Annotated in this window: 5 protein-coding genes and 1 pseudogene; 3 read left to right on the forward strand and 3 right to left on the reverse strand. The window is 67.3% G+C overall.

Features of this window, described 5'->3' with window-relative positions; translation table 11 throughout:
• The coding region (locus FXO23_RS51980) for an ABC transporter ATP-binding protein (RefSeq protein ID WP_246258351.1) at window positions 1-633 on the reverse strand (633 nt) is incomplete at its 3' end.
• Window positions 634-661: 28 nt separating this feature from the next.
• A complete protein-coding gene (locus FXO23_RS42085) occupies window positions 662-1,945 on the reverse strand; it encodes a DUF6801 domain-containing protein (RefSeq protein ID WP_158893017.1) in 1,284 nt (427 codons plus the stop codon).
• A gap of 426 nt (window positions 1,946-2,371) precedes the next feature.
• Here FXO23_RS42085 and FXO23_RS42090 point away from each other — a divergent pair, with 426 nt between their 5' ends.
• Complete coding sequence (locus FXO23_RS42090) at window positions 2,372-2,950, forward strand: hypothetical protein (RefSeq protein WP_158893019.1); 579 nt, start codon at window positions 2,372-2,374, stop codon at window positions 2,948-2,950.
• Window positions 2,951-3,098: 148 nt separating this feature from the next.
• Here the strand turns inward: FXO23_RS42090 and FXO23_RS42095 are convergent, their stop codons facing one another.
• Complete coding sequence (locus tag FXO23_RS42095) at window positions 3,099-4,511, reverse strand: DUF6801 domain-containing protein (RefSeq protein WP_158893021.1); 1,413 nt, start codon at window positions 4,509-4,511, stop codon at window positions 3,099-3,101.
• Between the two features lie 385 nt (window positions 4,512-4,896).
• On the opposite strand from FXO23_RS42095, the gene FXO23_RS42100 reads away from it, so the two are divergent.
• Both FXO23_RS42100 and FXO23_RS42105 read left to right on the forward strand, forming a co-directional pair.
• Window positions 4,897-5,418, forward strand: a complete 522-nt coding sequence (locus tag FXO23_RS42100) for a hypothetical protein (protein WP_158893023.1) — start codon at window positions 4,897-4,899, stop codon at window positions 5,416-5,418.
• A pseudogene (locus FXO23_RS42105) lies at window positions 5,415-5,644 on the forward strand (glycosyl transferase); the annotation flags it as partial. The gene FXO23_RS42100 and the pseudogene FXO23_RS42105, both read left to right, overlap by 4 nt.

Raw genomic sequence — 5,644 nt, forward strand, 5'->3', positions numbered from 1 at the left:
GATGTTGTCCGGGACGGTCCGGGCGACGTTGATGTTGTGCGTGACGATCAGGATGGTCGCGTCGATCTGCGCGTTCAGGTCGATCAGCAGCTGCGACAGGTACGCCGTGCGCACCGGATCGAGGCCGGAATCCGGTTCGTCGCAGAGGATGATCTCCGGATCGAGGACGAGTGCGCGGGCGAGCCCGGCGCGCTTGCGCATGCCGCCGGAGATCTCGCCGGGCAGTTTCCGCTCGGCCCCGGCGAGGCCGGTCATCTCCAGCTTCTCGAGCACGATCCGCTTGATCTCGGATTCGGACTTCTTGGTGTGCTCGCGCAGCGGGCACGCCACGTTGTCGTACAGGTTCATCGACCCGAACAGCGCGCCGTCCTGGAACAGCACCCCGAACAGCTTGCGAATCTCGTAGAGCGTCCTTTCCGGACAGTCGCAGAGATCCACCCCGTTGATCAGGATCCGGCCGGTCTCCGGTTTGAGCAGGCCGATCAGGGACTTCAAGAAGACCGACTTCCCGGTGCCGGACGGTCCGAGCAGGACGCTGACCTCTCCCGGTGGCAGGGTGAGCGTCACGTCCCGCCAGATCGACTGCCTTCCGAAGGACTTGCTCAGCCCTTCCACGGCAACCTCGACGCCCATCAAGACCTCCACTCGTGAAGACTGGCCACTACTCGCACCTCGGCCCCAGGGGACTGCAGCGCACGCTCAACTTGGCGGTCATCTTGTTGCCCGGACCGGAGACCATGCCCGTGAACAGCCGGTCGAGGTTCTCGGTCACTCCGCATCCGGCGAACGGCGGGATTTCGAAGTCCGCCTCCACGGTCGCCGGTGGCGAACCCGGCACCAGGTTCACCGTGGTGTCCTTGGGGCGCACGATCACCGGGGACGCGGTGCGGCAGTTGGGACCGACATCGAGTGGTACGCCGTCCACCTTGACGTCACCGAGTTTGGTGAACGCGCGCAGGGTGAGTTCTTTGACGGTCGCCGTCTTGGCGCTCGGGTTCACCGTGACCTTGCCGGTGGCCTCGCCGTCCTGGATCAGTTCGGCGGTGCTGGTCACCGGAACGAAGTTGAAGGTCACGAAGTACCCGGAGGCGGGCGGCAGGGTCAGGTTGCCCCACATATCGGCCGGGGGTGACATGACCTTGATAACGGAGTCGAACTGGCCACGTCCGAACTGGATCTTGGAGCCGAGCTTCTGGATCGTGGTACTGGTTTCGTCCACCCAGAACCCGTACTTCAGTCCCTGCCGCGGGGGAAAGCCCGCGACCGCGGCCTGGATGCTCGGCGCGGCCGAGGTTTCGCCGGACGTCACCGAGATCGGGTCGCTCCCCGACGTCCGCGGCGCGTTCGGATCACCGCTCAGCGGGACCGAGGCCAGCGTGCCGCCCTGGCCCGGTCCGGACGCGCACGAGACGTCGTCCGCGACGAGGGCGTTGTCCCGGATGGCATGCGTCTTGAGCTGGGCGGTCATCCGGGACACGTCGAAGGTCACCGCGCCGGAGCCGCCGACGGTCACCGGCGGCACGGTCGCCTTGAGCGGCAGGCGGAACTCCCCCGAGTCCGGGAGCGCGGTCAGCGGCACCGCGATCGGCTGGAGCGCGATGTCCTTCGCGCTGCCCTGCGAGTGGACGGTGAGGACGGGCGCGACGCTGCCTTCGAAGGTGGTGACCCCGGCGGAACGCAGGCTCTTGACCAGCTGGTCGCTCAGCACCGGGGTGACCGCGAAGTCCTTCGGCTGCAGCGGGGTTCCCGCGGGCGTGGATTCCGGGAACACCGCGGCCACGCCGAACGGGACCGGCGCCGGTCCCTGGCCGAACGCGCAGGTGCTGGTGATCGTCCGGCTGGCGGGCCCGGCGGCGGCTGGGCTCGCGCTCAGCGAAACACCGGCGAGGGCGAGCGCCGCGGTGACGGCGCACGCTCTGGTGGCCCGTCGAGTCTGCACTGACATCCGGGAATTCCTCATGGGACGATTTACCTGCCTGGGGAATGTTGTTTCCGCACGATCACAACCCCCTACTCGCCAGTACGTTACTGGCGTGTCTCAGCGCACACAAGGGTTACGGAAAAATCTTGAACCCGCGTGGCCGGAGACGGATTTTCTTGTCAAGCCCGTGACGGTCGACGGTCGGCTTTCCCTGCCGCATAGCACAAAATCCCAGGTCGGCCGCTAGGCAACGGGTCAGCGGATCGTCCCGGACCGCCACCTCGACCCGGGTGCGCCACCCCGGGCGGCCGCGGCTTCATTTCTTGTCACCACCATGACACTTTCGCAAATAATCATGCCCCTCGGATGCGCAATCAACAATGGGACCGGTATTCGGCGATATTCGAGCTAGAATCCCCGGCGGTCGTCATTCAAAACGAAGGAACCCCTATGATTCGCCCAATCCTGACCGGTGTGCTCGTGGCCGCGGCGTCGGCGTGCGCGCTCACCGGCTGCGGCTCGGACACCCCGCCCGCGCCCGCCAGACCCACCGCCCCGTCCGCCGTCGCGAGCCCGGAGTCGACCGCGTGGGCGGACCGGGTGTGCCAGGCCGTGCAGGCGCAGGCCGCCACGCTGGGGTCGCTGCCGATGCTCGACTCCCCCGACCCCCGGCAGGTGAAGCAGGCCATGGTGTCCTATCTGGACGGCCTGTCCCGCGCGTTCGCCAGCCTGGTCGACGGGGTCGAGAAGGCGGGGCCGCCGCCGGTCACCGACGGCGTGCGCCTGGTGGAGAAGACGACCGGCATCCTGCGCAACACCAAGCAGGCGATCGACAACGCCAAACCGCAGGCCGAGGGCGCGCCGGCCGACCAGCCCGCGCGGTTTCAGGAAGTCATGGGGAAGATCAGCGCGGACCTGACCAACCTGCGGAACATGGACGACCCGATGAAGGACCTCAAGGCGGCGGACGGGCTCAAGGCGGGCTTCGCCGAATCGGCGACCTGCCAGCGCCTCGACGGCGGCTCCTGACCGCTGGGGGTCGTGAGTGGACAGACCGGTTCTAACCGGTCCAAACACTCACGACCCCCAGCACCCGGGCCCTTGGTCGTGCAGGCGGCGACAGGTCGGCCCGCCCCCGGCATCGCGCCGGGGGCGGGCCCGTTTGGTGGTGCCGTGGTTACTTCTTCTTCAGGTTCACCTCGATCGGGTTGTCCGGCCCGGAGGTCAGGGCGGTGACGAACCCGGTGAGCAGGCCGCACCCGGTGAACGAGGGCAGGGTGTAGCTGCCGCTCAGCTTGCCGCCGGTCGCCGGATCGAAGCCCGGTCCGGAGACCAGGTTGACGTCCGCGGGCTGGCTCGTCCGGCACGAGTCCGAAGCGAGCAGCGGCAGGCCCAGCACCCGGATGTCCACCAGCCGCACGTCGACCTTGACGTTCGACTTCACGATCCCGCTCTTCAGCGTGCCGGTGACCGGGCCGGTCGGCGTGAGTTTCACCGTCGCGGTGGCCGGGAGCAGGCCGAACAGCTTGAACGAGGCCTTCGCCTTGGGCAGGGTCAGCCCAGCGCTGAACTGGCCGGTCGAGGCGGTGAGTTCGGCGTCCAGGCTGCCCGGGCCGAGGATCAGCTCGGCGCCGAGTTTCTTGATGAACGTCTTGCCGGTGACACCGTACGAAATCTCGACCGGGTTGGTCGGCGGTTGCGTGGTGGGTGGTGTGGTCGGCGGAGTCGTGGGTGGCTCCGTCGTCGGCGGAGTGGTGGGCGGGGTGGTCGGCGGCTCAGTAGTAGGCGGAGTCGTCGGCGGGGTAGTCGGCGGCTCAGTAGTAGGCGGAGTCGTCGGCGGAGTGGTCGGCGGCTCAGTAGTAGGCGGAGTCGTCGGCGGAGTGGTCGGCGGCTCAGTAGTAGGCGGAGTCGTCGGCGGGGTAGTCGGCGGTTCCGTGGTAGGTGGGGTCGTCGGTGGCGTGGTCGGGTTGCCGCTCTTGATCTCGAACGTGCCCAGCAGGTTGTTCTGCCCCGGCACCTGCACGCAGTCCGAGGTGAACGTGCCCAGATCGGTCGGGGTGCCGTCGGGGTACTTGGGCGTCAGGGTGGTGCTGAAGTTCCCGACCGTCACCGAGGCCGTTCCCGGGCTGGGGAAGTTGACCTGCGGCGCCTTGCCGGAGGTGACGATGTCGAACGTGCCCGAGGGCGGGACCGGCGTGACCGGCACGGTCAGCGGAAGGCCCAGGTTGAGCGTCTTGTCCACCGGGTACTTCAGGGTCGCCCCGGCCTTCGCGGTGCCCTCGATGGTCGCCGCCCCGACCATGGCCAGGCCGTCGGTGGCCGATTCCGGCACGGTCACCGTCGCCTTGAAGGTGATCGCGGGCGAGAGTTGCCCGGCGACCGCGTTGTCCGGGAACTCGGAATCGACCTTCACCTTGAGCGTCTGGTCCCCGATCAGCGGGAACGGACAGGTGTAGTTCAGGGTCACCGACACCGGCGCTGCCTCACCCGAACCGATTCCGACGACCCCGACCACACCGGCGACCGCGGCGCCGACGGTCAGCGCCGCCATACCGTTCGCCAGTTTTCTGGACTTCCAACGAACTTTCACTGCTGTCTCCTGTTACCTGAGACGGACCCAGGCATCGAATGATGCGCAGGGTTGAAAAAGCGGGGTTACGCAGCCGAAATACCACGGCCATAACCGGGCAAAGTACCTCCCGCATCATGGCAGGGCAAGCATCAAACCCGCAGGTCAGAGCGCCGCAGAGTTTTTGTCAGAACACATCGGACAACACCGGGGAAACTCGAACAATACCGCCATAAAAGGGATATGACGGAAATTCATGAACAACATATTTTCGCGCTCCGCGAAGCGGAAACTTTGTCATCCGGGCACGATCCGCACCCGCTGGCTATATCACCGAAATGAAGGTTGCCGACCGGCCGGAGAGTCCAATAGTTTTCGCGAGCCACAACCACACCGGGAGTCCCGTATGCGTTTGATCCCCCGCCCGGACGGGAGGGTGTTCGCCGAGTTCGACCCCAGCGAGCTCGAGCATCTGCGCCGGCGCACCGCGACCCTGCGGACCCTGGTGGTCGAACGCGTCCGGACCGCGCCGGTGACCATGCCGTTCGGCCGCGGCGTCGGCTACTGCCTGTGCACCGAGCCGCCCGACGACTGGCGGCTCCAGGCGCTGCTGGCCCTGTGGCTCGGCGAGGACGAACCCAATCTGCACTGGTCACTGGCCGAACTCGACCTCTGGCACTGGGTGATCCGCTGCTGCGACCGGACCCTGACCATCCTGGAACGGGACTGGTTCCGGGTCGAGCTCACCGATTTCCGCGACGCGCACGCGATGGCCATGGTGCTCGACGCGATCCGCGAACTCATCCAGCGCGGCCGGTGCCGGGTGAGCGACCGGCACCAGCGCAAGCAGCTCCACCTGATGTCCCAGCGCCTGGCCCACGACGTGGGCTCGCTGCTGGAAATCCTCGTGCGCAGGCTCCGGCCATGATGCAGGCGACCCGCACGCCCGGCCTGGTACCGGGTCCGGCGCCGGACGAGCCGCGAAGACGGCGATCCGCCGACCTCCTGATCGGACTTGGTTTCCTGGCGGCCGCCGTGCTCGTCTACCGTCCTTTGTGGACGAACCTGGACGGCGGCTACCTCACCGGCAGCGGCCAGGACCAGAACATGTGGGAGTGGTTCTTCGCGGTGACCGCGGACAATGTGTGGCATCT

It is taken from the genome of Amycolatopsis anabasis (genome assembly GCF_009765355.1).
GTDB classification, from domain to species: Bacteria; Actinomycetota; Actinomycetes; order Mycobacteriales; family Pseudonocardiaceae; genus Amycolatopsis; species Amycolatopsis anabasis.

What these genes read in the sequence shown, in the direction of transcription:
- FXO23_RS42085 (WP_158893017.1), bottom strand. Translation starts at nt 1,945, where the DNA reads ATGTCAGTGCAGACTCGACGGGCCACCAGAGCGTGCGCCGTCACCGCG.
- FXO23_RS42090 (WP_158893019.1), top strand. Translation starts at nt 2,372, where the DNA reads ATGATTCGCCCAATCCTGACCGGTGTGCTCGTGGCCGCGGCGTCGGCG.
- FXO23_RS42100 (WP_158893023.1), top strand. Translation starts at nt 4,897, where the DNA reads ATGCGTTTGATCCCCCGCCCGGACGGGAGGGTGTTCGCCGAGTTCGAC.